Here is a 25,329-nt window from a genome sequence, read left to right on the forward strand (position 1 = left end):
AGTTCGTCGTGCGATACACAGGTGCGGCAGGTTTGGGCATCACGCCCATCTATCCCACTCGATTCCCTACGTGAATCCCCAACGTCAGTTTTGCAACAAAGCCGTCGGCAACTGTCAAATTGACCCAGGTCAACCGCCGGATCGCGGTAATGGATGGCGCTGCGTATCAGGCGCTCGTCTACGAGGGTGGCAGCAAGCAAGCCCAAGCGGCAGTCGCTGCGGAAAAAGACGCGTATGAAAGTTCGCTCGTCCGCTTTTCCTTTGCGGAAAAGGTAGTCCCTGCGATTGCCGCTCACGTTGCGGCGTTCCGTACCACGATGGAAGATCTGCATCGCTTGACCGCGCGGGCTGCGGCGCTGGGTGCGCAAAATCGGAAGGGCGAGGCGACCAAGATACTGCAAGAGGCCGATATCGTTGCGCACGCGTTTGCGGAGAAGCTGACTGGCTTCAACGAGGCGAGCATCGCCGCCGCGCAAACGACCAACGCCAAGCTGACGACTGCGGCGACCGCAACAGCCTGGACCTTGGTGGTCGCCAGCGTGATCGGTGCCATCATTGGCATGGTGATCAGTGTCCTGGTCTCGCGCGTGGGGATCACTGCCCCGCTCAATGCCCTGCGCGAAATCATGGCGAAGCTGGCGGCCGGGGAAAACCGTGTCGAAGTCCCCGGCGTCGGGCGCGGCGACGAGGTCGGCGCAATGGCGCAGACGGTCCTGGTGTTCCGCGACGCGGCGGCGGCGCAGGCGGCGGCTGCCACTGCCAAGCTCGAAAACGATGCGCAGCAGCAGGAAGTGATCGAAATCGTATCGGCCAGCCTGGCCAGCCTGTCCGAAGGCGACCTGACCGGCCAGATCGACCGCGCCTTCCCCAGTCATTTCGAAGAGCTCAAGACCAACTTCAACACGGCACTGAACAAATTACGCGGCTTGATCAGCGGCGTCACCGAGAGCGCGGACGGAATCCGCACCGGATCGAACGAGATCGCGCAGGCATCGGAAGATCTCGCGCGGCGAACCGAGGGTAATGCCGCCAGCCTTGAGGAAACGAGCGCCGCCTTGGTGCAGATCGACATCCGGCTGAAGGCGACCGCGGTGTCGTCGGGTCAGACCGTGGCGCGCGCCGATCAGGCGATCGCGACCGTCGGCGGCGGCCGCGCAACGGCAGAGCACGCGGTTCAGGCAATGACGCGCGTCAGCGATAGCGCCAAGGGCATCGACAGCGTGATCGAAGGCCTCGACAAGATCGCCTTCCAGACCCGCGTGCTCGCGATGAACGCGGCGGTCGAGGCGGGGCGTGCCGGCGATGCCGGACGCGGCTTCGCGGTGGTCGCCGATCTCGTCTCGGCGCTCGCGATGCGCGCCGAGGAGGAAGCCAAGCGCGCGCGCGACCAGTTGAGCGTCACCCAGACCGAAATTGGTAACGCGGTGCAGGCGGTCCAGAAGGTTGACGGCGCGCTCGCCAATATCTCGGACGATTTCGGCGAGGTCCACAAATTGCTCGACACGATGGCGAACGACGCAACCGCGCAGTCGTCGGCAATTACTCAAATCGCCGCCGCCATCGGGTCGATGGACCAGGCAACCCAGCAGAATGCCGCGATGGTCGAGGAGACCTCGGCCGCGGCGCGCAACCTGACTGCCGAAGTCGCCGCACTCGGTGAGCAGGCCGCGATGTTTAAAACCGAGGATGCGGTAAAATCACGCTATGCGCCGCAAACCCACAGCGCGCCGCCGAAGCGCACCGCGCCAATATCCACCAAAGCAAAGCGCGAGGCCGTCGCTTCAGACTATAAGTCACCGGTCAAGGCGCTGCCCGCACTCGCCGTTGGAGGCGGGTCGGACGACTGGAACGCCTTTTAAATCAAACCCGCAACCCAGCACTCGGCGATCCCATCCCTATCGCGCCTTCATTTTTCCCAACCGCGTGCGTGAACAGCGTCAGCGTCGCGGACTCCAGAAGCTGATGGCGCTCAGCAACCACCTCGCCGACATTCCCTATATCCGCCTGTCGAAGATCGAGCGCGGCGAAGTTGTCGCGCGCGCCGACGAAATGATCCGCATTGCGCGCGTGCTCGATATCGCGCCCGAAGATCTGCTCCTCGATGTCGATGTGCGCGGCTTCGACTTGGCGCATTGGGCAGAGCCGTTTTGCGATATGGCCGCCCGCAACGAGGCGGACGAGCGCGAGGCCGTTCTGCTCGGTGCGGCGCTGCGGGTGCGGCGCAATCAGGACCGCGCATTGACGATTGCGGTGCTCGACCGCGACTATGGCCTCCCTGCGGTCATCCTGTCGCGGATCGAAAACGCGCAAAAGCCGCTCGACCGTTGGAATTCCACCACGCTGGCCTCGCTCTGTCGCGTATTCGATGTAAGCTCCGTCCCCGCCTTGCAGGAGCGGATCGCCGCGCAATTTGCGCGCGGTGACCTTGACGGCTTCATCAGGGCGGTTGCGGACCCGCAAGTCCGCGTCGCCCGCACGCGCGAGCGCATCGCCGCTTTGCGGGCTGAGCTGTCGGCCCGCGCTGGTGACGCATCGCCACCGAAAGCGTCGTCACCGATCCCGCAAACGCCCTCCCCGCGACCCGCTGCGACCGATCGACCGCGCGAGCTCCGCGTTCATGGCACACCGCTGGCGGGCGGCCTGATTGGCTTTACCGAAACCGAGACCATGATCGAGGCACCCGCGCGCGCCGGACCGCGCGCGTTTGCGTTGCGGGTCTGCCGGGCAACGCTGGGCGCGGGCTTGCCTGCCAATGCCGTCGTTGTGGCGGACCCGGACCGGCTTCCCGTGGTCGGCAGCATCGCCGCGCTCCGTACCGGCGATGCGTATCGGCTCGTCACCGTGACCTTCGATCGCAGCGGCGCAACCTTCGGTTACAGCGTCACGCCCGACATGGAGATCAACCTCGACGCGCTCGATCCGGCCGATATCGCCGCGGTGATCGCCGCCGTCTTTCCGTAAGCGCCCTGCGGCGCTCAGGCCGCGAGCGATTGCGGCTCGAACCTAGGCTGTTGGCCGACCGTGATGTGCACCGTTACGTTCCAGCTAGGCCGGGGCGGCTTTGGTGGACCAAGCCGGATTACGCGCCGCGTCACCGCCACCGCGTAAGCCGAGCGTCGCCGCATCCGTGACCGACCGCGCCGCAGTCGATCAATCGCGCGCCAGCGGACCACCGCGCACCCGACGCGGACGGCGTCCGCCGCTCCGGTGATCGTTTGCCGCACCGCATCCAGCCCCGCCGCGACGCGCGAACGATGCTTGAACACGGTAAGATCGACATTCCGCCAGGCCACGTGAAAGCCGTCGGGAACGGGCTTCCAATGCGCATCAGGCGCCGTCGATGACCGGATCATGTCGTGGCAGCACCTGGTGCACCGGGAGAAACGGAAGCCCTGGTTTTCCAGCGATGTGGCCGCGACCACGTGGCCCGACAGCGTGCAAAGAAGGTTCATGATCGTGTCCCGTGGGATTGCTGGCCGCGGCCAGATCGAGGTGGAGCATGGCAAGCAGGCGCAACTCATCGTGTTTGCCCGATAAAATCTGGTCGAGATCCCAAATTTCGAAACAGTCGCCCATACCGACGACCAGCGCGCGATGCGCTTCGCCGTGGCGCGGGTTCAGCCACGGCGCGATGGCGATCTGGCCTTTGCCATTGAGCCAGCCAGGTGCCGTAAACCCAAGGTCGCTCCGCAAATCGGCGAGCTGGTCGGCCTGCACGGCCCCGCCCTCGGCAATACGGCGGCGATGGAAGCGCTCCATCCGCGCCTCGACGACACTCTCATCATAAACGACGAGATGTTTCGTGGATCCGCGCAGACAAACGAAAAGACCGTCGTTCGCTTTGCGAGAGGTGATGGTGATGCAGAATGCTGTCGGCAAAGTAAGATTGCCCTTTGCTCCGATATCGCAGACCGCACTTCCAACGAACAAGCGACTCATCTTCCTTCTCCTGATCTGGTGAAGGGAATTAACCATAAAAAATCATGCATTTTAATATCGGAAATGCCCGTAAGGTGTTTACCTTAGGTAATAAAAATTGTTTTTAACCGGCGGAAATCACGCCAATCCATGCCTATAAATCGCTTTCGTCGCGCGGCTTGGCGCAGCGCTAATGTGGATTTAGATCGCACTTCCCGATACCCAGTGCGGCGCGCGCACCATGACGGCGTCAAAAAGCGGGGACGAACGGTGCGACGCCAGCCACACTTGCAAGCGACGTAACGGCTGGGCTGCGAACCAGTCCGGTTCGACGCCTGCGAATTGGCGGACGAACGGCACGATCGCCGCATCCGCTAGCCCGCGCGTCGGCCCGCACAACTGCGCATGGTCGGCCAGGCGCCGGTCCAGGTCCGACAGAAATGCGACGCCGCGCTCGCGATGGACGCGCGAATCCGAACCGTGACGCTGCGGATATTTATAGCGGTCGAGATCGTGCTTGAAGCCGCCATCGTTGGCGGCAATCAACGCCGGATCATCGCGCGCCAGCCACCCCTCCGGGTCGCAGATCGACAGCGCCCAGCGCATGATGTCGAGGCTCTCATCGATCACTGTCGCGTCGGGCAAGTGCAGGACTGGAACGGTCCCCTTGGGCGACGCGGTCAGCAGGGCGGCGGGCTTGTCCGACAGTTTGACCTCGCGCAGTTCGTAGCGGACCCCGCTTACCGCCAGCGCCAGGCGCGCCCGCATCGCATAGGGGCAGCGCCGGAAGCTGTAGAGAATCGGCGCGCTCACACGGTCCATTCGGTCAGGTTCGGCTCATCCCCGATCAACGCAAGCCCGTGTGCGATCGACGTCAGTTCCCCGCCGGTCGCGATCCGCTCCGCGCCGAAGCGCCGGTCGAACAACGCCCGGATGACCGGGATCAGCGAGGAACCGCCGGTCAGGAACACCCGGTCGATCCCCTCAGGGGCAATCCCGGCGCGGGCGAGCGCGACATCCAGCGCTTGTTCGATCAGGCCCAGATCATCCGCGATCCAGCCTTCGAAATCCGCGCGGCGAACGCGCGCCGCAATCTCGACCCCCCCGCCCGTAAAGGCCAACTCCGCTTCATCGGCCTCCGATAGCGCGCGCTTCAACCGGCCAACCGCGTCGTACAGCGGAAAGCCCTGCTCATGCTCGATCAGCGCGATCATCCGGCCGATCGGCACGGGATCGACCGCGCTGCGCTGCAGCTTGCGCAATTCCTCGAGCGTGCGGCGGTTGCGCATCAGCGCGAGCCGCGACCAATCGGCAAAATCGGCGAAATACCCGCCGGGTATCTCGAGCTCCTTGCCGAACGACCGGTACATACTCCCCTTGCCCAGTAACGGCAGCACGAGGTGGTCCATGATGCGGCGGTCGAAGCGATCGCCCGCAATCCCCACGCCCGACGATGCCAGCGGAACGCAGCGGCGCACGGCACCCGGTTCGGCGACGCGAACGACCGAAAAGTCGGTGGTGCCCCCGCCAAAGTCCGCGACCAGCACCGTCGCTGGCGCGCTCAGGCGCGATGCGTAGCTGAACGCGGCGCCCAACGGCTCGTAGACGTAGTGGAGCTCGACCCCGAACTCTTTGAGCATCAGGCCATAGCGCTCGCGCGCCAGCTCCGGGTCGGGACGCGCACCGGCATAGACGACCGGCCGCCCGATAATGACGCGCTGCGGGCGCGTATCGAGCGTGCCACCGGCATGCGCGACCAGTTTCTGCAGGAACAGCCGACCGAAATCCTCGAACCGAAAGTTACGCCCGAAAATTTGCGCGCGTTCGAATAACGGGCTGGCCGCGACAGTCTTGAACGATTGCACGAAACGGCTGTCGAGCGGCGATTGCAGATATTCCGTGACGGCCCACGGCCCGGCGTCATGCGCCACGCCGTTCCAGCCGCGTTCTTCCTCCCAGAAGCACAAGGCCGATCGAAACACCGCCCCGGTCGCTTCCGCACCGACGAAATCGACCAGCCGCGAATTCCCTGCACCATCGCTAAGCGCGACGACGGTGTTGGTGGTGCCGAAGTCCAGCCCAAGCGCGGTTGCTTGTGTCACGTGCGATCCTTCATACGACAAAAAAGCCCGCCATCTCGTTGAGAAGGCGGGCTTTTAATGGTGGGCGTGGCAAGGATTGAACTTGCGACCCCTGCGATGTCAACACAGTGCTCTACCACTGAGCTACACGCCCACGTCGCCGTGACGGTTCAGGGCGAGGGGCGGCCTTTAACGAAGGCCTTGCCGCCACGCAAGCGCTGCCGCACGTGCGCGTTCAGATATTGTCGCTTATGCGCTCCAGTTCAAACATGCGATCGACCTCGAGCACGAGATCGCGCAGGTGGAACGGCTTGGACAGCACGCGCGCTTGCGGCATCGTCTTGCCCGCCTTGAGCGTGACGGCGGCGAAGCCGGTGATGAACATCACGCGCAGCTCCGGCACCATCTCGCTCGCTTTCTGCGCGAGTTCGATGCCATCCATCTCGGGCATCACAATGTCGGTCAGCAGCAAGTCGAAATGCTCGGTTTCGAGCAGTGGGATCGCCGCCGTGCCGCGGTCCACCGCCGACACCGCATAACCCGATCGTTCCAGCGCTCGGGTGAGGTATTCGCGCATCACGCGGTCATCCTCGGCAAGCAAAATCCGTATCATGTCCCAACCCTGCCCCGCGGCGTTTGCCGGTCTTTACCCTGTATGCGCAAAGCCCTTAAGATTTTCTCGCCGGGTCGTCGCGCGACGTGTGATAGCATGCGCAGATTATGCCCGCTTCGTCCCCTTCTTTCGACCGTTCCGGAGACACTGTCCCGGCCAGCCCGGTAATCCTTTCGGTACCGCATGCCGGCCGGGAATACCCAATGGCCTTGCGCGCTGCGCTCCGCGTGCCACTGGCGGCAGTAACCATTTTGGAGGACCGCCACATCGATGCGGTGGCGCTGGCCGCCCGCGGTTGCGAAACGATGCTGATCCAGCGTCGCGCCCGCGCCTGGATCGATCTCAACCGCTCCGAGCTCGAACGCGACCCTGCAATCGATGAAGGCGCGGTGTGGACCGCGCCGCCGCTGACCTCGGCGAAGGTCCGCGGCGGGCTAGGGCTGGTGCCGCGGCGCGTGGCGGGCGCAGGCGAATTGTGGCGGCGGCGGCTTGATGCCTATGATGTCGCGGCCCGCATTCGCGAGGATCACCGGCCCTATCATGCGGCGCTGGCGGCGGAATTGGCGGCGGCGCAGGCGCGGTTCGGGGCGGCAGTGTTGCTCGATCTGCATTCGATGCCCTCGCTCGGGCCAGGGAAACCGCGCGTCGTCATCGGCGACCGCTTCGGGCGCAGTGCGAGCGGGCGCTTCGTCGCGGCAATCGAGGCGGTGGCGGAGGCCGCAGGGTATGGCATCGCGCTCAACACGCCTTATGCTGGCGGCCACATTCTCGACACCCATGCGCGGCCGGCAAGCGGTGTGCATGCGGTACAGATCGAATTCGACCGCAGCCTCTATCTCGACCCCGTCGGGGACGGCCCCGGCGACGGCTTGGCCGCGACGGCAGCCCTGCTCCGCCGCATGATCGATGTTCTCGCCGATGAGGCGAACGCCACGATTGCGGTCGCCGCCGAATGACCAAAAAAAAACCACCGCGTGCAGAACACGCGGTGGCCAAGGTTCAGGGAGGAGGCACCCTGAAAGGGTGCCCGCGCGGCCCGCGAAAGGGGGGAACACGAACCGCGTAAGACCAATATAGGGAAGCCGTTTTCGCCCTTCAAGGGAGAAATTTTCAGTAGGTAATGGACCGTATCGCGTGTGCGCGGCAAACTTGCGAAGCATCCGCACCACTATGCGATCGCACAGCACGAAATGGTGCCGCACCGCAGCATCACAAGGCACCACGACCACCGCACGCCATCTGCATGATCCGAAACGCTTGAGATCGGCAATGGCGGCATCGCGCGTTTACCCCGTCGAACCACGATTCGCGCAGCAGCCCGATTGCCCGATCGATCCGTACCAGCGCAGCGACGACCCAGCGTAACGGGATCGCGCCGCCTTACCCGACCAATTGCGGCGCCGGTGCCTTGCCGAGCTTGACCTGCCGCTCGAAAATCTGCGGCAGCGCGGAGAGCGAGAACATATGCGCATAGATTAACGCGAGCAGGCCCGACTTATGAATCTTGCGCAGCTGATCGCCGCGCAGATCGTTGAGCTTTTCCTCATTGATCATCTGGAACCCGCGATAGACGAAAGGCTGTTCGAAGCCCTGCATCTGCAGCGTGACTTCGCCGTCCATCAACAGCCCGAGCTCGCGAATCTCGGTCATAAAGTTCGCGGTGCGGGCGCCTGCCTGTTCGAACTGTTCGTTGAAGGTCAGGATGTTCTGCACGATCTCGGTCGGCTTGCGGTCCTCGAACAAGGGCTCACCGTCGTCAAACGCGCCGATCGTTTCGCCGGTCGGATCGAAGCAGAGCGACAATTCCTCCGCATCCGGACGCAGCCGCGCGAGCATGAAGGGATAGCGGCGGATATAGGCGGGCACGTAAACCTGCTCTTCGGTCAGCTTGCCCTCGTCGTCGATGAAGACGTTGACGCCCTCGTTCAGCCCCATCAGCGCGATCGGGATCGAATCGTCGCCGGTGGTGAAGACGATCGGCAAGCTACGTTGCGCGGCGACGAATTCGTCGACCGTGACCGGGATCGCATGCTGACCAACCAGAAACTTTGCGCTGTCCAGGGTACGGAACTTGAACGCGGCATGCGTATCGCTCGAAAGCGGCTCGAGCGCATTGTAGAACAGCGGAAGGGATTGCGGCGCGCTGGCCATGGTACAGTCTCCATCGAAAGTGAAAGCGCGCACACGCCACGCCGAATGGCCGCTGGCTCTATGGTGCAGACGGGCTTTCCGCAAGGGCGAGCAATTTTCCCGGGTTCATCAATCCGTGTGGGTCGAGTCCGGTCTTGATCGCACGCAGCGCCGCCATTCGCGCGGGCGAGGACAGCCGCGCCAGTTCGCCGCGTTTCATCTGGCCAATCCCGTGTTCAGCCGAGATCGATCCGCCCGCCGCGACGACAAGGTCATAGACCATGTGGCTGGCGGGCTCGCCCACCTCGGCGCGCCAGCGGGCGGCATCGACGCCGCGTGGCGCGTTGACGTGGAAATGGACATTGCCGTCGCCCAAATGCCCGAAGGCGCTGGCATGCACGCCGGGGAATGCCGCCTCGACCTGCGCCGCCGCGTGCAGCATGAAATCGGGCATCGCATCGACCGGCACTGAGATATCGTGCGCCATGGTCGGCCCCTCGGCGCGTTCCGCCTCCGAAATCGAATCGCGCAGTCGCCAAAATGCCGCGGCTTGCGCTTCGCTCGCCGCGACCACGCCGTCCTGCGCGAGCCCGGTGGCGAGCACGCCTTGCATCAAATCCTCCAGCGCCGCTTGCGCTGGACCGTCGCCGCCGCTTTGCGAAACATAATCGACCAGCACCAGCCACGAGTGCGCTCCGGCGAACGGCGGGCGGGTGCCGGGAATATGCTGCAAGACGAGATCGAGCGCGATCTTCGGCACGAGCTCGAAACTTTCGATCGCGCTGCCCGAGCGCGCCTCCATCACGCGGAGCGCCTTCAGCGCGGCGGCAGGCGATTCGACCGCGAGCCACCCGGTTGCCCGGTCATGCACCGCCGGCACCAGCCGCAGCGTCACCGCCGTCACGACCCCGAGCGTCCCCTCGGCCCCGACCAGCAAATGCGTGAGGTCATAGCCGCGATTGTCCTTCTTCAGCGCGGCAAGCCCGTCATGGATCGCCCCGTCGGGCAGCACCGCCTCGATCCCTGCCACCAGCGACCGCATCGTCCCGAAGCGCAGCACTTGCGTGCCGCCGGCATTGGTCGCGGTCAGCCCGCCGATCGTGGCACTCCCGCGCGCGCCGAGCGTCAGCGGGAAGCGCATCCCCTGCGCGTTGACGGCATCGTGCAGCGTTTCGAGAATCACCCCGGCCTCGACGACCGCCAATTTCGCCGCCGGATTGATCGACCGAATCCGGTTCATCCGCCGCAGCGACAGGATCAGCGCCGAACCATCGGCGGGCGGAGTCGCCCCGCCTACCATCGACGTATTTCCCCCCTGCGGCACCAACGGCACACCAAACTCCCCCGCCAGCCGCACGATCGTCGCCACACCTTCGGTCGTGTCAGGCGATAGGATCGCCGCGCTCGCGCCGTGATACCGCCCGCGCCAATCGTCGAGCCAGGGGGCGATGTCGTCCGGGTCGGTCACCACCGCTTTCTCACCGAGCGCGGTGCGCACGGCTTGGATCAGGCGGGTCTGGCGCTCGATGGCGGTGTCGGTCATGCTGGCGTTCGTCATTACGGGCGGTCTATCATTGTGGCGCGCGCGTTGCCAATTCATCCGACGTTCAAGCATAGAAGGTATCGCTGGAGTCGATCTATGCCCAAAGCCGCGTTTCCTGCCCTGCTGCTTTTGACGCTGACCCCGGCCGCCTCGGCTGAGGTCGGGCAATGGGACGGTGCGGAACTCGCGCAGCTGACGATCCACCAACGCATCGTGATCCGCATTCCGCGCATCCTTGGTGGGCGACCGGAGCAGCGTTCGGAACCGCCCGCAATCCGCTGGAGCGAGAAAAAGGGACCGCGTTGCGTTCCGATGGATGCGCTCGAAGGCGCGATCATCACCGGCAGCGACAGCGTCGATCTGATCGTCGCGGACGGCACGCGGCTGCGCGCCGGATTCGACGACAATTGCCCCGCGCTCGATTTCTATTCGGGTCTGTATGTAAAGGGCACGGCTGACGGGATGATCTGCGCCGACCGCGACTCGATCCGCTCGCGCTCGGGCAGCGCATGCCGGATCGACGGATTCAAGCGCTTGGTGGCGAAGCGATAGGGCGGCGCCCACCCGTTTACCTTGACATTTCGCGCCTGATCGGCAAGCGCTTTGCTCGTCCTAGCGCTCTCGCCCGGACGCTTTTTCCGGACACCGCATGACTTTTGCCGACCTCGGCCTTTCCGACGAACTCCAACGCGCCGTCAATGAGTCGGGCTACACCGAGCCGACTCCGATCCAGGCGAGCGCGATTCCTTCGATCCTGATGGGCCGTGACCTTGTCGCCGTCGCGCAGACCGGCACCGGCAAGACCGCTGCCTTCGTGCTGCCGATGATCGACATCCTGGGCGAAGGCCGGAGCCGCGCGCGCATGCCGCGCACGCTGATCCTCGAGCCGACGCGCGAACTCGCCGCGCAAGTCGCCGAGAATTTCGAGAAATACGGCAAATATCACAAACTCTCGATGGCACTGCTGATTGGCGGCGTATCGATGGGGGATCAGACCGCCGCGCTTGAAAAGGGCGTCGACGTGCTGATCGCGACGCCGGGCCGCTTGATGGATCTGTTCGGGCGCGGGAAAATCCTGCTGACCGGCTGCTCGATGCTGGTGATCGACGAGGCCGACCGGATGCTCGACATGGGGTTCATCCCCGATATCGAGGAAATCTGCACCAAGCTGCCCAAGACGCGCCAGACGCTGCTCTTCTCGGCGACGATGCCGCCGCCGATCAAGAAGCTCGCGGACAAATTCCTCGACAACCCCAAGACGATCGAGGTCGCGCGCCCTGCCACCGCCAATATCAACATCAAGCAGTGGCTCGTCCCCGTTACCGCCGCCAAGAAGCGCGACCGGCTGATCGCGCTGCTCCGGTCGGAAGACGTGCAGACCGGGATCATTTTTTCGAACCGCAAGACGACGGTGCGCGAGCTCAACAAGGCGCTGCAACGCGCCGGCTTCGCGTCGAGCGAAATCCACGGCGACATGGAGCAATCGCAACGCATCGCCGAACTCGACCGCTTCAAGAAAGGCGAGGTCAAGATCCTCGTCGCGTCCGATGTCGCCGCGCGCGGGATCGACATCAAGGGCGTCAGCCACGTCTTCAATTTTGACGCGCCGTGGCACCCGGACGATTACATCCACCGCATCGGCCGCACCGGCCGCGCGGGCGCGACGGGCATAGCGTTCACCTTCGCGACCCCCGACGATGCCGAGAATATCCAGAATATCGAGAAGCTGACCGGGCTGAAGATCGAACGCTACGAACCGGGCGATGCGCCGGTGGCGGACGACGTAGCAGCGCCGCAAGAGGCCGCGCCACGCGGTCGCGGCCGTGCGAAGAAGCCCGCCGCCAAGCCGGTGGCTGCGCCAGTCGAGGTCGAAGCAGCCCCGGTCGAGGCCGAGCGACCTTCCCGCACCCCGCGTCCGCCGCGCGAAGAGCGGCCCGCCCGTGACGAACGTCCGGCGCGCGAGGCCCGCCCGCCGCGCGAGGAACGCCCCGCCCGCGACAGCCGCCCCCCGCGCGACGAGCGTCCGGCCCGGACCGAGCAACCGCCGCTCGCCGACGCGCCCGACGATGGCGGCTGGAACGGCCCGATGCCGAGCTTCCTGCTGGCCAAGATCACCGAATAGGGTCGCGCGGTGTGGCCGACTTTATCGAGCGCCTGCCCGTGATCGAAAGCCCGTGCATCAATATTTGCGACATTGATGCGGCCAGCGACGTGTGCCGCGGTTGCGCCCGCACGCTCGACGAGATCGCATCCTGGGGCAGCGCCACGGCCGAATGGCGCGCGGCGGTGATGGCGGCATTGCCGGGGCGGCGGAACCCAGCCGTCGATTGAAAGCGATCCGTCCTGAGATTTACGCCGACGCCGCCGCCGCGATCAACGCATCATCGATCGCGCCCGCCCGCTTATACGCCGGACGCGCCAAAATCCGCCCGAGATACGCCTCGAACGCAGCCCGCTTCGGCAGCGAGCCGAACTGCACGCCCCACGCCACTTGCGATCCGGCATAGACATCCACCGCGGTGAACCGCTCCCCCGCAAGATAGCTATGTGCCGACACCGCTTTCTCCAGCGTATCGACCACGAAATCGAGATTGCCGTAACCGGCCATACGCTGCTGGTCGGCGGTCGGCGCGAACCCCATCGAACGGTTGGTGACGGCCTGTTCGGCCGGCCCTGCCGCGTAGAACATCCAACGGTAATAGGCTGCGCGTTCGTTCGGCATCGGCGCAAGACCCGCCTCGGGAAAAGCCTCTGCCAAATACGTGCAGATCGCAGCACCTTCGGTGATGACATCGCCGTCATGGACGATCGCGGGCACCTTCCCCATCGGGTTGATCGATAGATACGGTTCGGCCTTCATCGTCGTCGCATAATCGAGCACGACGGTTTCATACGGTGCGCCGACTTCTTCCAGCATCCAGCGGACGATCCGCCCGCGCGACATCGGGTTGGTGTAAAAAGTGAGGCTCATAGCATCCCTCCGCTCAGAGCGATTTGGCGAACAAGGCGAGCATCCGCGCCCACGCCCGGTCGGCTTGCGCGGCGTCATAGACACGGCTGTCGGGCGGGCACCAGCCATGCATCGTGCCGGCATAAACCTCGATCTCGGCCGGGAGTTTGGCGGCGGCGAAATTGGCGCGCAGCGTATCCTTGTCGGTCGGCGCGCGCGCATCGTCATTCGCCGCGATCGCGATCAGATAGCGCGCTTTCATCTGCGGGATCAGCATGTTGGGGCTGCCCGGCTGCGTGCCGACTAGTCCGCCGCCATGGAACGTCGCGCCCGCCTTGATCCGCTTCGGGTTGGCGGCAGCCGTGCGGAACACCATCGGCCCGCCCATGCAATAGCCGGTGGTGCCAAGCCCGCGTTTCGTGTCGACCTGCGGGTGCGCGTCGAGAAAGGCGGTGAACGCCAGCGCGTCACGCACCGTTCCCTCGGGGCTGAGCGCCTTCACATACGGCCCGATCTTGGCGCGCACCGCGGGCTGGTCATAGCTTTCGCCGGGTGCAAGGAACGGCGCCTTCACAGACCGGTAGAACTGGTTGACGACCAGCACGGCATAGCCGCTTTGCGCCAGCCGATCGGCCATTTGCCGGAACGCCGGACGAAGGCCCATAATGTCGGGCCAGATCAGCACACCAGGGGCTTTGCCCGTCGCAGGGGCCACGAAATAGGCATCAGCCTTGCCGTCAGGTGTATCGATCATCACGTCTTTGCCGGAGATCGGCTTGGCATTGGCGGGTGCCGGAAGGAGCATCGTGAGACCTGCCGCGCCTGCCATCGCCCCGAAGCTGCGCCGCGTGACAGCCGCTCCGCCAACCTGGGCGTCATTGTCGGCTGCGGTAAACTCGTCGCACATCGGTGTCTCTCCTCGCGATTCGCCCCCCGGCGCGAGCGCTAGCCTAACCTAGGCCGCGCGATACCACCACACGCCGTCCTCGACCGTCTTTGTCGCACGTCCCTCGACTTCGAGCCGTCGCAAATGCGCCTGCGATTCGCCGGTCGCCATCCCCAACATGTCGGGGCCGATCGCGCGCCGGAACAGCCGCCCGAAACAATCGATCGCACGGCGTGGCTCGGCGAGGAATACCGCAAGTTCATCGAGCCGCTCGCGATGTTCGCGGTCCATCGCATCGAGCCGCGCGTGCAGCCCGGTGAACGGGTCACCGTGCCCCGGCAACACCAGCACATCGTCGGGCAAACCCTTCAGCTTCGCGATCGAATCGAACCATTCGCCCAGTGGATCGGCATTGGGCTCGGTCACGCCGAGCGAGACGTTGGGGCTGATCCGCGGCAACACTTGGTCGCCCGCGATCAGCACTTTGCCCAGCGGGTCGTAAAGGCAGGCATGTTCGGGGCTGTGCCCCGATCCGACGACGATTTGCCAGTCGGTCGCGCCGATGCGCAGCGTGTCGCCATCCTTGATCCGGGTGTAGCCAAGCGGCAGCGCGGTGACGATCTGCCGGAATCCGGCCCAGCCGCGGGTCGCGGCATGTGCGATCTGCTCGACATCCCATCCTGCGGCCACACGCATCGCGGTCACGTCGTCGGGCACCGCGTCGCGCGCATCCGCCCTGAGCATTTGCGCGCTCAGCCATTCGCCGCGCGTCATCACCACCGGGCAAGCGTGCTTGTCGTGCATCCACCCGGCCAGACCGATATGATCGGGGTGGAAATGCGTGCCGATCATCTTGGTCACGCGCACGCCCGCGAGCGGCCCCTTCCACAGCGTCTTCCACGCGGCGCGGGCGTCGGACGTGTTCATGCCGGTATCGATCAGCGCGAGGCCCTCGCCTTGCGCATCGTGATCGTCGAGCAGCCAGCAATTGACGTGCTTCAACGGCCCGGGAACGTGCAGCCGCACCCAGCGCACGCCGGGGGCCACCGTCATCACCGCCCCCGCCGCCGGTTCGGCCCCGCCGAACGGGTAAGTCAGGCCTTTATGGCTGGTCGGGACAAAGGATTGGTCGGGCGCCTGCGCCGCTGCTGCAATGGACATGATCGGCGACTAGCGCGACCGCGCTGCGCAAGTCACGCTTTTCCTAAGGCTGCGGTGACCGAGCCCTCGCCCAGCACAAGGCGCAGCACGTCATCGGGGCGTTCGAACAGGAAATCGGGCTGCAACTGCGTCAGCGCTTCGCGATTGGCATAGCCCCACAGCACCGCCCCCGAATGGACACCGACCTTCTTGGCAGCGGCCACGTCGCGCGTCTCATCCCCGATCGATAGGACGTCCGATGGCGCGATCTTGGTCTTGCGCAGCACGCGGCGATAGCGCGGAGCCTTGCCGAACAACGACGCGCCGCATTCGAACCGCTCGAACAGCGCGGCATTGTCCGGCCCCAGGATCGCGCGCGCATTGCGTTCGGCATTCGAGGTGACGAGCGCCATCCGCACGCCGCTTTCCGCCAGCTGCCGCAGCACCGGCACGATCCCGTCGAACAGCGCGATCCGGTCGGTCTGCTGCGCCAGCAGTGCATGGACATAGCGACCGATCGCGGGAAGCTTCCAGCGCGGGATGCCGAGGTGGCGGATCACTTCGCTCGACGAGCGTCCGCGCAACAGTTCAACTTCGTCCGCCGCGACGCTCTGAAACTTGAAGCGCTCGGCAAGGTGATCGGCGATCGACAGGAACCAGTCGCCGCTATCGGCCAGCGTCCCGTCGAAATCGAAGATGACCAGGGCGTAGCGCGGGCTCACAAACGGCGCTTAGCGCGGTTCTGCGCCGCGACCGCGGCCTTTTTTACTACTCCCGCCTTCCGGGAAAGCGCCGGCACGAATCGTGAGCAATTCGGCACGGGTCGCGGCATTGTCCTTGTCGACGTCGAACCGGTCGAACAGGCTCGCGAACTGCGCCTCAAGCTCGGGCAGCGTGATCCGGTTGTCGCCGTCGCGGTCAACTCCGAACGGGCTCGGCAACGCATTTCGGTCGCCCAGCCATTTCAGCGCCCAATCGGCATAACCGATATAGCCGATCGATCCGACATGGCCGCTATCGGCATCGGCAAAGCTTCGCGCGACGCACGCGGTCAGCTCGTCCCGCGTCGTGCGACCGTCGCCATTGGCATCGCACGCGGCGATGAACATCGCGGCAGGTTCAGCGACGATCGTCGCGGCGGGCTGGCGTTGCTGCGGAGTCAGCGGTGGGGGCGCTACCGTCGGCGCGGTCTGCGCCGAAAGCGGGGCAGCGAACGCGAGCATCAGAACAGGCAGCACGCGCATCAACGCTCCTCGGGTGGCAGCAACAGACTCGCATCGCCATAGTGGTAGCGTCGATAGCCGTCTCGGATCGCCTGCGCAAACGCCCGCTGTCCACCGTTGCGGACCAGGCACGCAATGGCCAATTTCAAGTCTAGCAATCGCGGATAACCGGTGCTCATCGATCGTCTGCGCCCCCAATCCAGACGGCATATCTTCGATCAGCTCGCCCCCTCATCGCGATCATAGTCAAATAAAGATCCGGCCGCGAAAGAATTGTTCACTGATTACGTTGTAATTATCATAAATATTGGTCACGTGGAATTCGCGGGGGCAGCAGGGGAATTAGGCGCAGTGACCGATATCGTCTACATTCCGCTTGGAATCGAGTGCTTTAAAGATCGGCATCGGGTTGGTAAAAACCTGTTTTTTGGCACAGAAATCGACTGTCGATCCGGCGTTGAGACTCGGCGCGTTCGACACCTGTCGGCGACCCGCGCGGTCATCGGCCACCTAAAATTTCGGGGATTCGATCCAATCGACGCTCATGTCGTCCGAGCGACAGAGAAGGATTTCGGCGCTCTCTTCGCGTCTCCGATCGATCCGGCGCTTTGCCGTAGAGCCATCCCCCCCCAGTCCAAAAATTCGGCGAAGGACTATGTGTCATGCCAGTTGGAGCGCAAGCGGCGAGCGGGTTGGGATAGCGCTTCGACCATCAACGGTCCGGCGGCATCTAGATTGTGAAGTTCCACGTTCGCCAGCGCGACTCATTGTCCCCATCTGCTGATCCTTTTGGGGAGGGCCTTCAAAAGCCTCAGCCATCACAATTGTGCGATATTCCGAGACGCCTGACCAGCAATAAGCGCGGAGCAGTCAGCATCATCGGGGCGTTTAGCCTGATGGCAGTGATCGGCATTGCGGCGTTTTCGATCGAGCTAGGTCAAGGGTATCAGACAAAGATCAGTTACCAGGGCATCGCAGACGCCGCTGCGCTGGGGGCCGCTAACGCCTACACGACGAACCCCAGTGACAACTTACTTAACGCTACCGCCAACGCGATCGCGAATGCGAACGGCATAGCGACGACAAACGTTACCGTGACCCACATGACGAATTACAGCAATACCGTGAACGATGCGGTGAAGGTCGTCGTCACCGGGACCATCCCCCTCTTTTTTGCACGAATCCTCTCATCCGCAACAAGCTACACGGTATCGGTGATCTCGATAGCGTCGCTGTCTTCGTCGACAGTGCCAGCCTGCATTATTGCCCTATCGGCCAGTAGCACGGGCGTGTCGCTTTCGGCGGGCACCCGGATTGCTGCGCCAAAATGCGCGGTCGCTTCAAACAGCACCATCAGCGTCGCTGGCGGATCAACGATTGTTGCTAAGGCTACAACATCCTCGTCCGGCACGAGCATCAACGGAGGCAGCAGCATTGTCGCCGATACCATCACATATGGAACATCGGCAAGTGTTGGACTGGGCAGTTTAGCCATCGGAACGAAATTAAAGAAATCCAACTCAACGGACGATCCCCTGGCGACGAATGCGCTTCTATCTGATGCATGGACAAAGCTCGGTACATACACCACGCCAACTGTACCGGTTGTTCCGATTGGGGGCGATTTAATCCTGGGATATTACCCAACAACAATGACATTCCAAGGTCACGTTGGCACTTTAGTCGGTAATACGTGGTTATTTCCTGCTGGTACTTACAATATTCATAATCTCAACACGCAGAGCTTGACACTCAGCATACCGGGAACCTCGATTGTTACGGTTAGCAGCAGCGTTACGATCGGGGGCGGCGGGAAGCTTTTGATCGGAGACGGGCCGGTTTCGATTACGGCACCGGTGACCTTGGGCGGAGGGGCTCTCATGATGCTTGGGGCAGGTCGCCATTATGTTGGGCAGATCTCAGTGGGTGGTGGATCCAGCGTAATAATGGGCGCGGGCGACTTGGACGTAAATGGGGCGATCCTGATCGATGGTGGCGGCAGCGCGATGATCGTTGGGGCAGGCAATTATGCGATCGGCAACAATGGCTCTGGTGTAGCCATCAACCTCTCCGGTGGCAGCAGCCTCAAATTCAACGACGGAACGTTCAGCGCCAATGGCGCTATCACAACGTCGGGCGGCAGCATCATCGTCTTCGGCGCGACCGCCAATCACCTGATAAATGGCGGCCTCAGCCTCAACGGCAGTTCGATTTTCGGAGCCGGCACCTACACGATAAATGGCAATTTTACGAACAACACCGGCGGCACGATGACGGGAAGCGACGTGACCTTCATCCTCGCCGGCTCCCTGAACGTGGCCGGCGGAACGTCGGTCAATTTGAGTGCGCCCTCTGGTACGTCATCGTCTGGCATTACCGACGTCTTGTTCGCCACGCGGACGACGGCCGCGACAATTCTGGGTGGCGGAACACAAGATTACTTTTCAGGCGCGGTGTACGTCCCAAATTCCGACTTTCAAATGAGCGGTGGTGCAAGCGTCGCGGGGGCTTGTTTCATGCTGATCGCCAAAACGGTAACGCTTTCCGGCGGGCCCACCGCAGGCACCATGTGCGCCAGCCTCACTTCATCTTCCGCCAACAGCAGCAATGTGACGCTCATCCAATGAAGATTAATGCAAGGTCCTATCGTACATCGATGAGAGATACGCGCGGTGTGGCCACGGTCGAATTCGCCTTATGGTCGCTTCTACTATTCGCGACTTTGCTGCCAGGCCTGGATTTTGCAGCTTATCTTATATTTCAAGGCCGATTGGCCTCCGCCGTACAGCAGGGATCGATGCTTGCCTATAATATGCGGAACTCGGATACGATCAACACTAGCCAATTGATTAACTACGTCTCATCTTCCGCAGGAGCACCAACAGCCACGATTACGACGACGGTTACGTGCAACGGTGGATCACAATCCTGTGCGGTTCCGGTAACCAGTCGGCAATGCACGTGTGTCAGCGGCCTTACACCGACTTATACAGCGGCTGCGTCTTGCGGGCTGCCCTGCATCAACGGGGCGACATCGGGCTACTATTTGACGGTCACCGCCAGTTATCCATACCACGCCATGACGGTGCCTGATCAATGGTTGGAGGGCAGCATCATGAAACGGACCCAAACGGTGCGTTTGCAATGAAACAACGAACAGGCGCCTCATGTCTGCTGCGGGACAGTATTGGAGCGAGCGCAGTTGAATTCGCTTTGGTTGCGCCTGTTTTTCTGGCGTTCATTTTCCTGCTGATCGAAGGCGGGCGGCTGGAATGGACACAGCAGGCACTGCAGGAGGTCGCCGCGAGCTCGGCGCGATGCATGGCGCTCGGCACCGCCCCGTGCGCTGATACGCCATCGATCAAGGGGTATGCGGCAGCAAGGGGACTGGCCTGGGGGGTCACTTTCACTACGGCTACCACCACTGTCACCGCCAATGCGACGTGCAACAGCGTTTCGGGCATGAACAAGATCTCCATCAGCCTCCCCTATGGTGGTGTCACCGGACTTTTACCATTTGCGCCCTCCGCGCTCACGGCATCCGCCTGCGCCCCCTCTATCGGGTAAATATCTGAGCAGGGTCGTTCAGATATGGCTATTTTAATACCTATCAACCTATCTAATCTGAAAGCGCGTGCAAAAGCTGCCAATCAGCCGCCCACCGTAATTTGCTCACGCAAGCAGCAGCGACGCGTCCCCGTAGGAGTAGAAACGGTAGCCATTTTCGATGGCATGCGCATACGCCGCTTGCATCCGATCAAGCCCCATCAGCGCCGAGACCAGCATGAACAGCGTCGAGCGCGGCAGATGGAAATTGGTGACCAGCCCATCGATCCCGCGGAAGCGATAGCCCGGCGTGATGAAAATCGCGGTATCGCCCTCGAACGGGCGGATAACACCATCCTCGCCGCAGGCACTTTCGATCAGGCGCAGGCTCGTCGTGCCGACCGCGATCAGCCGCCCGCCGCGCGCGCGCACCGCGTTCATCCGCTCCGCCATCGCGGCATCGATCCGGCCCCATTCGGCGTGCATCTTGTGCTCGGTCGTGTCCTCGGCCTTGACCGGCAGGAACGTCCCCGCGCCGACGTGCAGCGTCAATGTTGCATGCGCGATCCCCGCCGTGGCCAGCCGCGCCATCAGCTCGGGCGTGAAGTGCAGCGCCGCCGTGGGCGCGGCCACCGCGCCCTTTTCGGCGGCGAACATCGTCTGATAATCGTCGGCATCCTGCGCATCGGCGGGGCGGCGTGCGGCGATATAGGGCGGCAGCGGCATCCGCCCGGCGCGCTCGAGCAGTAGCTCGACCGGCTCATCCCCGGCAAAATCGAGCACGAAGCTGCCATCCGCACCACGATCATGCGCCGTTGCGGTCACGTCATTCCCGAAATCGATCGCATCGCCCTCACGCAGCCGACGCGCGTTGCGGATGAAGGCACGCCAGCGGCGCGGCCCCTCGCGCTTGTGCAAGGTCGCCCCGATCCGCGAATCACCGCGTGTTCCCTCTAACTGCGCCGGGATCACGCGCGTGTCATTGAACACCAGCAGATCGCCCGCCCGAAGCGAGGCAGGCAAGTCGCCAACGCTGCGATCATGCGTCGCGTCGCCCTCGAGCACGAGCAGCCGCGCGGCATCACGCGGCACCGCCGGGCGCAGTGCGATCCGCTCCGGCGGGAGCGCGAAGTCGAACAGATCCACGTTCATGGCGTTACGCCGCGGTCGTCGGGTTCAACCGCCTTTGCGGGTGGAAGCGCGCACCAGCGGTGGCTTCGGCGCGGCCTTGGTCGGCATGATCGTCGCAGCAGGAAGCGCGACGGGTGCCGGCGGCGGCGGCGGCGCATAAGCGGGCGGCGAATCCGCCGCGATATAGGCGTGCAGGACCCGCGATGGGTTGAGCGGCGGCTCGCCGCGCGCGATCGCGTCGACATAGTTCATGCCCGAAATGACGCGGCCGAAGATCGTATATTTGCGGTCGAGCTTGAGCGTCGGGTTGAACACAATGAAGAACTGACTGTTGGCGCTGTTTTCGGCCTTGGTCACGTCCTCGACCGTGGCACCTTCGGCCGATCCCTCGCGCGCCGCCGAAACGGCCCCGCGCACGTGCGGCAGGAAGTTGAACTCGGCGGGAACGTCGGGCAGCTTCGATCCGCCGGTGCCGTCGCCCTTGGGGTCGCCGGTCTGCGCCATAAAGCCTTCGATCACGCGGTGAAACAGCAGCCCATCATAGAAATGCTCGCGCGTCAGCGTCTTGATCCGCTCGACCATCTTCGGCGCGGCATCGGGGCGCAGCCAGATGACCACGCGGCCACCGGTCGACAAATCGAGATAGAGCAGATTTTCCGGGTCGGTCGCCGATGGCACTGGCGGGCGGCCGGCTGTGGTGGCGACCGCGACTTTTTCGACCGGCTTCAGTTTCTTGGCAGCGAAGGCAGGTCCTGCCAGCAGCGCGAACAAAGCGATAAAAAGGGTAAAGAAACGCATGAGTCCCCGCAGATATGCTGGTGGTGAAGGGTCGCTTAGACCAACTGGCGGCTTGCGCCAAACTGAACGTGTCGCGACCAAAGGCGACAGAAATAGGGCCGTGCCCGTCACCCCCGGTCAAACAGTGTTCAAACGCTGCCCTTGCGCCCGATCTTCTCGACGCGCGCGGCAACTTCGGCGGCAATGGTCGGGGTCACGAACCGGACGATCGGGCCGCCATAAAGCGCGATTTCCTTGACCAGACGGCTGGCGATCGGCTGCAACGACACGTCTGCCATCAGGAACACGGTTTCGATCAGCGGGTTGATCGCGCGGTTCATGCCCGTCAACTGATACTCATATTCGAAATCGGTCACGCCGCGTACGCCACGCAGGATCGTGCTCGCGCCTTGCTCCGCGGCGAAATCCATCAGCAGCGAATCGAAGCCGACGACGCTGACGCCTTCGATTCCGGAGGTCTCGCGCTCCATCATGGCGATGCGTTCGGCGCTCGAGAACATCGGCGATTTCGACGCGTTGGTCGTCACCCCGATCACCAGCCGGTCAACCAGCTTCGCGCCGCGCCGGATGATATCCATATGCCCGAGCGTCACCGGATCAAACGTGCCGGGATAGACACCGATGCGCACCGCGCCGGTTTCGCTCAACGATCCCGCTCCAGCGTGAAGCGCGCAATCTCGCGGAGCAAATCCGCCTCGGCACCGAAATGCTGAAGGTGCTCGATCGCCTGATCGACCAGCATCTCCGCCTGCGCGCGCGCGCGGTCGAGCCCGAGCAGCGACAGGAACGTCTCCTTGCCCGCTTCGCCATCCTTGCGCAGCGCCTTGCCGACTGCGGCCTCGTCGCCCTCGACGTCGAGGATGTCGTCGACGATCTGGAAGGCAAGCCCCACGTCGCGCGCATAGCCGCGCAACCCCGTGCGCCCCTCCGGCGGCACCTTGCCCAGAATCGCCCCCGCCTCGACCGAACAGGCGATCAGCGCGCCGGTCTTCATCGCTTGCAACCGCGTGACGGTCGGCAAATCGAAGCTCGATTTCTCGGCTTCGAGATCGAGCGCTTGCCCGCCCGCCATGCCCGTGGGTCCAGCCGCACGCGCCAGATCGAGCACCAATTCGCTGCGCACGAACGGATCGGCATGCGTCAGCGGGTCGGACAGGATTTCGAAGGCGAGCGCATGCAGGCAGTCCCCCGCCAGAATCGCGGTAGCCTCGCCATAGACCTTGTGCACGGTCGGCTTGCCGCGGCGCATATCGTCATTGTCCATCGCCGGCAGATCGTCATGGATCAACGAATAGACGTGGATACATTCGATCGCCGTCGCCACGCGCCCGGCGCAATCGCGGTCGACCGCGAACAGCCGCGCGGTCGCGAACACCAGCAACGGTCGCAAGCGCTTGCCCCCGCCGATCGCGGCATGGCGCATCGCGCGGTACAGATCGCCGCGCGGATCGTCGGGCACGGTCAGGAAGTGATCGAGCCGACGATCGATGTCGCTGGCGACGTCGGACATCGCCGTGGCGAGGGACAAAGACGCTGCGCTCACGCCATCAACCTGCGGCAAAGGGCTGCGTGCCGATGGCGCGCCCCTCGCTGTCAGTCCGGATCGCTTCGATCCGCGCCTGCGCTGCATTGAGGCGATCGTCGCAGCGACGTCGCAACCGGTCCCCGCGCTCGTACAGCGCGATTGCCTGGTCGAGCGGCGCATCGCCACTCTCGAGCCTTGACACGATCCCCTCCAATTCTTTCAACGCCGCTTCGAACGTCAACTCATCGATTGGTATATCCATCACACAGCTATGCGGCAGGCAAGTGTTTGGGGTCAAGGATACGCTGGGCTCGCCGTGCGTTTGTCGACCGACCCGTTTTTAGGACCTATCTCCATGTTCACCAGCATCGATCCCGCCACCGGCACGCCGGGGGCGTCCTTCGCCGAACTCACCGCCGCCGAGCTCGAGACCAAAATACAGCGCGCGCACGACGCCTACCGTTCCTGGCGCATCACCGATTACGCGACGCGCACCGACCTGCTGGAGCGGATCGCCGAGCAGTTCGACGCCAACGCGCACCGCCTCGCCGAGATCGCGACGCGCGAAATGGGCAAGACGCTCAAATCCGCGCTGGCGGAGGTCGAGAAATGCGCCGCCGGTTTCCGCCATTATGCACAGGAAGGCCCGGCGATGCTGGCGCCGCGTGCCTTTCCCGGCGGGACTGCGACATGGCATCCGATGGGCCCGGTGCTCGCGGTGATGCCGTGGAATTTCCCGTATTGGCAAGTGGTTCGCTTCCTCGCGCCGACGATCCTGGCGGGCAATGTCGGTCTGTTGAAGCATGCCTCCAACGTCCAGGGCGTCGCCGCCGCGATCGAGGAAATAGTGATCGCCGCAGGTGCGCCTGCGGGCCTGTTCCAGAACCTGCCGATCAAATCCGACAAGGTCGCCGCGCTGATCGCCGACGACCGCATCGTCGCGGTGACGCTCACCGGGAGCGAAGGGGCGGGGATGCAAGTCGCCGAGGCGGCGGGCCGTGCGCTGAAAAAGGTCGTACTGGAACTCGGCGGATCGGACCCGTTCATCGTCATGCCTTCGGCCGATCTCGATCTCGCGGCCAAAACTGCGGTGACCGCGCGAATTCAGAACACCGGCCAATCGTGCATCTGCGCCAAGCGGATGATCGTCCACGCCGACGTGTATGACGCCTTCCTCGAGAAATTCGCGGCGGGCATGCAGGCCGTCGTTGCGGGTGACCCGATGGAGTCAGCGACCGACATGGGCCCGCTGTCGAGCGAAGCACAGCGTCAGACCGTGCTCGATCAAATCGCGATGATCGAGGCGCAAGGCGGCAAGCTGCTGTTCGGCGGCGAAGCACTCCCCGGCAAAGGCGCCTTTATGTCCGCGGGCATCCTCGTCGATGTGCCAACCGATCACGCGGTCGCGCAAGAGGAACTGTTCGGACCCGTCGCCATGCTGTTCAAGGCCGACGACATCGACGCCGCGATCACCCTCGCCAACGCCGTTCCGTTCGGCCTCGGCTCCTCAATCTGGACCAATGACGCCGACGAACGCGCCCGCTTCGAACGCGACATCGAAGCCGGCATGATCGCGGTCAACGCGATGCTCGCCAGCCTCCCCCACGCGCCGTTCGGCGGCATCAAGCGCTCCGGCCACGGGCGGGAATTGGGGCCGTACGGCTTGCACGAGTTCATGAATTTGAAAACCGTGCTGGGGTGAGGTGGCACGCAAAGCGTGGCGAAGGGGAAGGTCGGCGATACGCTTCAACGGGGCGGAAAAACCGGTGACGCCAAGCCCAGCGACTGTCGCCAACCGCATGTATCGCTTGGGGCTTGGAGGCACATTGAGGGCTGCTCGCTAAC

The 25,329-nt window shown here is 63.8% G+C and carries 28 protein-coding genes and 1 tRNA gene; 10 read left to right on the plus strand and 19 right to left on the minus strand.

Going from position 1 to position 25,329, the window contains the following annotated elements; genetic code table 11:
- Positions 1 to 119: 119 nt before the first annotated feature.
- Positions 120 to 1,859 (plus strand): methyl-accepting chemotaxis protein, encoded by a 1,740-nt coding sequence (locus tag IEV62_RS08085; RefSeq protein WP_308510728.1) that lies wholly within the window; start codon positions 120 to 122, stop codon positions 1,857 to 1,859.
- A 64-nt stretch (positions 1,860 to 1,923) separates the two neighbouring features.
- Positions 1,924 to 2,961: a helix-turn-helix domain-containing protein gene (locus IEV62_RS08090; RefSeq protein WP_229732933.1), complete on the plus strand. Its 1,038-nt coding sequence runs from the start codon at positions 1,924 to 1,926 to the stop codon at positions 2,959 to 2,961.
- Between the two features lie 14 nt (positions 2,962 to 2,975).
- Here IEV62_RS08090 and IEV62_RS08095 read toward each other — a convergent pair whose 3' ends face one another.
- The 6 genes from IEV62_RS08095 to cpdR all read right to left on the minus strand — a co-directional run bounded on the left by IEV62_RS08095 (position 2,976) and on the right by cpdR (position 6,612).
- Entirely contained in the window at positions 2,976 to 3,353 is a 378-nt protein-coding gene (locus tag IEV62_RS08095; RefSeq protein WP_188446375.1) for a hypothetical protein, read from the minus strand.
- On the minus strand, positions 3,328 to 3,939 hold the full coding sequence (locus tag IEV62_RS08100; protein ID WP_188446376.1) for a hypothetical protein: 612 nt from the start codon (positions 3,937 to 3,939) through the stop codon (positions 3,328 to 3,330). The genes IEV62_RS08095 and IEV62_RS08100 overlap by 26 nt, the downstream gene beginning before the upstream one ends.
- Positions 3,940 to 4,119: 180 nt before the next feature.
- Complete coding sequence (locus IEV62_RS08105; protein ID WP_188446377.1) at positions 4,120 to 4,740, minus strand: glutathione S-transferase; 621 nt, start codon at positions 4,738 to 4,740, stop codon at positions 4,120 to 4,122.
- Positions 4,728 to 6,020, minus strand: a complete 1,293-nt coding sequence (locus IEV62_RS08110; RefSeq protein ID WP_188446378.1) for an Hsp70 family protein — start codon at positions 6,018 to 6,020, stop codon at positions 4,728 to 4,730. The genes IEV62_RS08105 and IEV62_RS08110 overlap by 13 nt, the downstream gene beginning before the upstream one ends.
- A gap of 58 nt (positions 6,021 to 6,078) precedes the next feature.
- A tRNA-Val gene (locus IEV62_RS08115) sits at positions 6,079 to 6,153 on the minus strand.
- 81 nt (positions 6,154 to 6,234) lie between these two features.
- A complete protein-coding gene (gene cpdR, locus IEV62_RS08120; protein WP_188446379.1) occupies positions 6,235 to 6,612 on the minus strand; it encodes a cell cycle two-component system response regulator CpdR in 378 nt (125 codons plus the stop codon).
- 107 nt (positions 6,613 to 6,719) lie between these two features.
- Between cpdR and IEV62_RS08125 the strand changes: the two genes are divergently transcribed.
- Positions 6,720 to 7,568, plus strand: a complete 849-nt coding sequence (locus IEV62_RS08125) for an N-formylglutamate amidohydrolase (protein WP_188446380.1) — start codon at positions 6,720 to 6,722, stop codon at positions 7,566 to 7,568.
- A 424-nt stretch (positions 7,569 to 7,992) separates the two neighbouring features.
- Here the strand turns inward: IEV62_RS08125 and IEV62_RS08130 are convergent, their stop codons facing one another.
- Both IEV62_RS08130 and IEV62_RS08135 read right to left on the minus strand, forming a co-directional pair.
- Positions 7,993 to 8,763, minus strand: coding sequence for a SapC family protein (locus tag IEV62_RS08130; protein WP_188446381.1), 771 nt, complete (start codon positions 8,761 to 8,763; stop codon positions 7,993 to 7,995).
- A gap of 58 nt (positions 8,764 to 8,821) precedes the next feature.
- Complete coding sequence (locus IEV62_RS08135) at positions 8,822 to 10,300, minus strand: FAD-binding oxidoreductase (protein ID WP_373868581.1); 1,479 nt, start codon at positions 10,298 to 10,300, stop codon at positions 8,822 to 8,824.
- 81 nt (positions 10,301 to 10,381) lie between these two features.
- Between IEV62_RS08135 and IEV62_RS08140 the strand changes: the two genes are divergently transcribed.
- From IEV62_RS08140 to IEV62_RS08150, 3 genes are all read left to right on the plus strand, one after another.
- Complete coding sequence (locus IEV62_RS08140) at positions 10,382 to 10,837, plus strand: hypothetical protein (protein ID WP_229732935.1); 456 nt, start codon at positions 10,382 to 10,384, stop codon at positions 10,835 to 10,837.
- A 97-nt stretch (positions 10,838 to 10,934) separates the two neighbouring features.
- Positions 10,935 to 12,407, plus strand: a complete 1,473-nt coding sequence (locus IEV62_RS08145) for a DEAD/DEAH box helicase (protein WP_188446382.1) — start codon at positions 10,935 to 10,937, stop codon at positions 12,405 to 12,407.
- A gap of 11 nt (positions 12,408 to 12,418) precedes the next feature.
- A complete protein-coding gene (locus tag IEV62_RS08150; RefSeq protein ID WP_229732937.1) occupies positions 12,419 to 12,616 on the plus strand; it encodes a DUF1289 domain-containing protein in 198 nt (65 codons plus the stop codon).
- 19 nt (positions 12,617 to 12,635) lie between these two features.
- On the opposite strand, the gene IEV62_RS08155 is transcribed toward IEV62_RS08150, so the two are convergent.
- Genes IEV62_RS08155 through IEV62_RS18230 form a run of 6 tightly spaced genes read right to left on the minus strand, consistent with a single transcriptional unit; the run spans position 12,636 to position 16,633 of the window.
- Positions 12,636 to 13,256, minus strand: a complete 621-nt coding sequence (locus tag IEV62_RS08155) for a glutathione S-transferase family protein (RefSeq protein WP_188446383.1) — start codon at positions 13,254 to 13,256, stop codon at positions 12,636 to 12,638.
- Positions 13,257 to 13,269: 13 nt separating this feature from the next.
- Positions 13,270 to 14,142, minus strand: a complete 873-nt coding sequence (locus IEV62_RS08160; protein ID WP_188446384.1) for a dienelactone hydrolase family protein — start codon at positions 14,140 to 14,142, stop codon at positions 13,270 to 13,272.
- A gap of 48 nt (positions 14,143 to 14,190) precedes the next feature.
- A complete protein-coding gene (locus tag IEV62_RS08165) occupies positions 14,191 to 15,282 on the minus strand; it encodes an MBL fold metallo-hydrolase (protein ID WP_188446385.1) in 1,092 nt (363 codons plus the stop codon).
- A gap of 32 nt (positions 15,283 to 15,314) precedes the next feature.
- Positions 15,315 to 15,983: an HAD hydrolase-like protein gene (locus IEV62_RS08170; protein WP_188446386.1), complete on the minus strand. Its 669-nt coding sequence runs from the start codon at positions 15,981 to 15,983 to the stop codon at positions 15,315 to 15,317.
- A gap of 9 nt (positions 15,984 to 15,992) precedes the next feature.
- Positions 15,993 to 16,505: an EF-hand domain-containing protein gene (locus tag IEV62_RS08175; protein ID WP_188446387.1), complete on the minus strand. Its 513-nt coding sequence runs from the start codon at positions 16,503 to 16,505 to the stop codon at positions 15,993 to 15,995.
- Entirely contained in the window at positions 16,505 to 16,633 is a 129-nt protein-coding gene (locus IEV62_RS18230) for an S-adenosylmethionine:tRNA ribosyltransferase-isomerase (protein ID WP_229732939.1), read from the minus strand. Before IEV62_RS18230 ends, IEV62_RS08175 begins: the two co-directional genes overlap by 1 nt.
- Positions 16,634 to 16,835: 202 nt before the next feature.
- Here IEV62_RS18230 and IEV62_RS08180 point away from each other — a divergent pair, with 202 nt between their 5' ends.
- From IEV62_RS08180 to IEV62_RS08190, 3 genes are all read left to right on the plus strand, one after another.
- Positions 16,836 to 17,225: a hypothetical protein gene (locus IEV62_RS08180; RefSeq protein WP_188446388.1), complete on the plus strand. Its 390-nt coding sequence runs from the start codon at positions 16,836 to 16,838 to the stop codon at positions 17,223 to 17,225.
- Positions 17,222 to 19,111 carry a beta strand repeat-containing protein gene (locus tag IEV62_RS08185; RefSeq protein WP_188446389.1) on the plus strand — a complete coding sequence of 630 codons (1,890 nt, stop codon included), beginning with the start codon at positions 17,222 to 17,224 and terminating at the stop codon, positions 19,109 to 19,111. Before IEV62_RS08180 ends, IEV62_RS08185 begins: the two co-directional genes overlap by 4 nt.
- A gap of 517 nt (positions 19,112 to 19,628) precedes the next feature.
- Entirely contained in the window at positions 19,629 to 20,051 is a 423-nt protein-coding gene (locus IEV62_RS08190) for a TadE/TadG family type IV pilus assembly protein (protein ID WP_188446390.1), read from the plus strand.
- A gap of 105 nt (positions 20,052 to 20,156) precedes the next feature.
- Here IEV62_RS08190 and queA read toward each other — a convergent pair whose 3' ends face one another.
- The 5 genes from queA to IEV62_RS08215 form a co-directional block, all read right to left on the minus strand.
- Positions 20,157 to 21,182, minus strand: coding sequence for a tRNA preQ1(34) S-adenosylmethionine ribosyltransferase-isomerase QueA (gene queA, locus IEV62_RS08195; protein ID WP_188446391.1), 1,026 nt, complete (start codon positions 21,180 to 21,182; stop codon positions 20,157 to 20,159).
- 24 nt (positions 21,183 to 21,206) lie between these two features.
- A complete protein-coding gene (locus tag IEV62_RS08200; RefSeq protein ID WP_188446392.1) occupies positions 21,207 to 21,959 on the minus strand; it encodes a peptidylprolyl isomerase in 753 nt (250 codons plus the stop codon).
- A gap of 128 nt (positions 21,960 to 22,087) precedes the next feature.
- Positions 22,088 to 22,588, minus strand: coding sequence for a pantetheine-phosphate adenylyltransferase (gene coaD / locus IEV62_RS08205; protein WP_188446579.1), 501 nt, complete (start codon positions 22,586 to 22,588; stop codon positions 22,088 to 22,090).
- Positions 22,589 to 22,602: 14 nt separating this feature from the next.
- Entirely contained in the window at positions 22,603 to 23,502 is a 900-nt protein-coding gene (locus IEV62_RS08210) for a polyprenyl synthetase family protein (RefSeq protein ID WP_229732941.1), read from the minus strand.
- A gap of 4 nt (positions 23,503 to 23,506) precedes the next feature.
- Positions 23,507 to 23,746, minus strand: coding sequence for an exodeoxyribonuclease VII small subunit (locus tag IEV62_RS08215; RefSeq protein ID WP_188446394.1), 240 nt, complete (start codon positions 23,744 to 23,746; stop codon positions 23,507 to 23,509).
- A gap of 93 nt (positions 23,747 to 23,839) precedes the next feature.
- On the opposite strand from IEV62_RS08215, the gene IEV62_RS08220 reads away from it, so the two are divergent.
- Positions 23,840 to 25,186, plus strand: coding sequence for an NAD-dependent succinate-semialdehyde dehydrogenase (locus IEV62_RS08220; protein ID WP_188446395.1), 1,347 nt, complete (start codon positions 23,840 to 23,842; stop codon positions 25,184 to 25,186).
- The last annotated feature ends 143 nt before the right edge of the window (positions 25,187 to 25,329 follow it).

Source organism: Sphingomonas psychrolutea (genome assembly GCF_014636175.1).
In the GTDB taxonomy this organism is placed as follows: Bacteria; Pseudomonadota; Alphaproteobacteria; order Sphingomonadales; family Sphingomonadaceae; genus Sphingomonas; species Sphingomonas psychrolutea.